The organism is Chamaesiphon sp. GL140_3_metabinner_50, assembly GCF_025361915.1.
Classification (GTDB): Bacteria; Cyanobacteriota; Cyanobacteriia; order Cyanobacteriales; family Chamaesiphonaceae; genus Chamaesiphon.
On sequence record NZ_JANYJC010000047.1, the window covers coordinates 1 to 3,554 of the forward strand.

Annotated in this window: 2 protein-coding genes; both read left to right on the plus strand. The window is 43.9% G+C overall.

The genetic code is table 11. The features are described from left to right. Nucleotides 1-245: 245 nt before the first annotated feature. Entirely contained in the window at nucleotides 246-2,147 is a 1,902-nt protein-coding gene (locus Q0R35_RS02370) for a chloride channel protein (RefSeq protein ID WP_295614082.1), read from the plus strand. A gap of 114 nt (nucleotides 2,148-2,261) precedes the next feature. Continuing rightward, a partial coding sequence (locus Q0R35_RS02375) for a hypothetical protein (protein WP_366944804.1) occupies nucleotides 2,262-3,554 on the plus strand: 1,293 nt, incomplete at its 3' end.

Genomic DNA, 3,554 nt, shown 5'->3' on the forward strand with positions numbered 1-3,554 from the left:
GAATAGATACTGCGTGTACCTTACTTCTTACTCCTTACTCCTTACTCCTTACTCCTTACTCCTTACTCCTTACTCCTTACTCCTTACTCCTTACTCCCATCTCCCATCTCCCATCTCCCATCTCCCCGCTCCCATCTCCCATCTCCCCGCTCCCATCTCCCATAATCGATCCCCATTCGTTCCAAATAAATATTACAATTAAGTTAACAAAATTTAATCACCCTCTCATAGTTCTGGCGTTATCCATGACAGTAATTCCGCCATCTTCCGTGTCCCCCCTGACACCAGTGCTCTCGCGCCTGACTGCTAAACTCAATCGACTCGAACCTTCTCCTGGCTTGGTAGTGATGTTGCTATCCGTCCTGATTGGTGGTGCCGCTGGATTAGGGGTAGTTTTATTTCACTATCTGATCGATCTGTTCCATAGTTCTTCTCATACATTAGTAGTCGATACGATCGACGGACTAAAAATGCAGGGGATCGCGGGAACGTGGCTGTTGGCATTCATCCCGATCTTGGGTGGGATCGTCGTGGGAATTATGCGGTGGTACTGGCAGGATTTTGGGCCGAATATGAATTCGATGATTGCCGCCACTCAAGCAGGCAGTAAGGTGACACCCTGGCGGGGGCTAGTGAAAATGGTCGCAGCCTCGGTATCGCTAGGAACGGGTGCCTCGCTGGGGCCAGAGGGGCCGAGTGTCGAAATTGGGGCAAATTTGGGAATGTTTTTGGGGCAGGCGTTACATGCATCTCAGGAACGGCAGCGGCTATTATTGGGTGCGGGTGCGGCGGCGGGAATTGCAGCCGGATTTAATGCCCCGATCGCAGGCGTGTTTTTTGCCCTAGAAATCGTACTGGGGACAACTTTTGCAACTTCAGCAGTCAGCGTGGTGGTATTGGCTGCTGTAGTAGCCTCACTAGTGGCGCAAATTGGCTTGGGTACCAGACCTGCATTTGCATTACCCGTGTATGAGGTCAAAAGTTTATTCGAGCTACCGCTATATTTAGTATTGGGTGGATTGGCGAGTGTGGTATCGTTTGCCTACACTCAGACTGTCGATTTTGCCAGAGCAGCTTTTAGTGGCAATGTCAGTTACTTAGCCGGGTTGGGTAAAATACCTCGCTGCTTGACTCCAGTGCTGGGTGGTGCGATCGTCGGCGTTGTCGCGTTAAAGTTTCCCCAAGTCACAGGCATCGGCTACGAAACGATCGAAGCGATGTTGCAAGATGTTCAATTTTCGGTGCTGCTGCTTGCCTCGATTTTAGTCATTAAAATGTTGCTCACAGCCATCAGTTTGGGCAGTGGTTTAGTCGGCGGTTTATTTGCTCCCTCGATGTTTCTAGGGGCGACGATGGGCACGATTTATTGTAAGTCTTTAGTTTTACTGTTCCCCGCTCTGAGCAGCCAGATAGCAGCTCCGCCAGCCTATGCAATGGTCGGAATGGCTGCGGTACTAGCGAGTAGTGCTAGGGCACCCTTAACGGCGATTCTACTCATGTTCGAGCTAACCCGCGACTATCGGATCGTCCTCCCCGTAATGGCATGTGTGGGGTTGAGTATTTGGGCGATCGAACGGATGAACCCCAAATCTAAATCGCCAGATAAATTAGATAAATTAGCTCTAAGCGTTCAACCAGATCGAGATCTCGATATTCTCCGAAATTTACGCGTGCGAGATGCGATGGATAGTCATTACGTCCGGTTATCCGAGCGATTAGATTTACTTGCAGCAGGCTCGAAATTAACTCAAAATAACTGTCACAGCGCGCTGGTAATCGACGATCGTGAAGAACTAGTCGGAATCGTTACGCTCCACGATGTCAGTCGGGCAATTGCCCAAGCCGAAGTAGCTCTCCAACCCGATCTCCTCCTGAATAGCACCATCGGCAGTATTTGTACCAAACATTTATTTTATGCCGATATCGACGAACCGATCGCCGAAGCTATCGATCGGATGACAGCCAGAGGTTTGCACCAATTACCCGTCATCGATAGTTCTCAACCCGATCTGATTGTTGGAATTCTACAGCAAGAGCGGATCGCGCTAGCCTGTAGCGTCGCCGCTACCCGTCAAGCCTTGAGTAAATATCAAACTTTACCACCAACGGTAACAGCAACACTCGATCTCGCCAATTTGCCACATTAGAACGTGCTGATTGCCAATTTAAACTCATCGATTTATTTCGCTTTCTAAATACGTACTTATCAACACCATTAGATACCCAACTTCTTGAAGAAGTCGGGTATTTTCCATAATATCATGCATGAATATAAAACTATTATCGATCGCTATATAAACAAGTGGGATAAAATCATCTTTTCCACCGAACCAGTCGATCGAGCTAAAGCCACCAAAGCAGTTATCGATGCTTACCGTGCGATCGATCTACCTCCGCCCGAAATATTTTTCCTCAGTAGCCCATCTTTAGAACAAAGTCAGATTTTTGATTTAGTACCGGATAAAGATGAGTATAATGTCTATCTTCGACTGAAGGTAACGCTAGGTGATAAATTATTGAAAATTTTGGATGCAATAGAACCAGTAACTGAAGCTGATTTAGATTTTCAAATTGCACTAGAAAGTACTCCATTACTTGCAGCTAACATAGGCGAAGTATTTGGAAAATTGTGCAGTATTTTATATGAACCGCATCTTTATGGTGTCCATTGGGACAACAACATTAATTTTCATAAAATAATAGAATATGAGCTGTACTTCACAAACTCTTGGATTTATGATTTTCACATTAGCTATATTAGTAATGATGCTGCTATGGAAATATGGGTTATTCTTAAAGCATTGTGTGAAGAATGCACTTATTTAATAACTTATGAAAAGATTTGTCTAATTATCGATCGACCTTGTGAATTATATCTCGATCGAGAGTTGGTTCCCCACGCAGAAGGTAAGGCAGCAATTAAATTTGCCGATGGGTACGAGCTTTATTGCAATCATGGTACTGTTATTCCAGCTAAATATGGACGGGTTCATCCATCTGAGTGGAGAGCAGAATGGATTTTAAATGACGTAGAGAATAAAAAGGTCAGAGAAGATTCGGAATTGATTATTAGCGTGCTGTTTAATATTGGCTATCAAAAATTTAGCATAGAGTTACCAGAAATAAGAGAGCAATACTGGAAGAAAAAAAATGGATTGCTTAGAACTTACTGTGACTTTATAGAGCATTCATTCAGATATATTTTTGACTGGCTTCATTTTCACTACTGCAATTATTACGACTTAGGCGAAGATATAGATTGGCAAGCAAGAACACATTATCCTAGATGGGAAATAGCTGAAAATTTTCCATTTAAGATATCTGAAGAACTCTTGATTTTTAGTAATTACAAAGCAGATTATAGGCTAGCACCTGGATTTAATCTTCACTCTCTAGTAGAGGACATTGAAAATATCAAGCCAGGATTAAATGTTTCTCCCGTACAGATTTTTCAGGGCGATCGACAAGAAATATATTATGTTCTTTGTGATAATATCCAAAGACCTACTTCTTATGTTTACTGTCAATTTCCTAACGAAGAACCGATCGTCTAT

Bases quoted from the DNA above. Each gene is read 5' to 3' on its own strand.
- Q0R35_RS02370 (WP_295614082.1), top strand. From the start codon at position 246: ATGACAGTAATTCCGCCATCTTCCGTGTCCCCCCTGACACCAGTGCTC.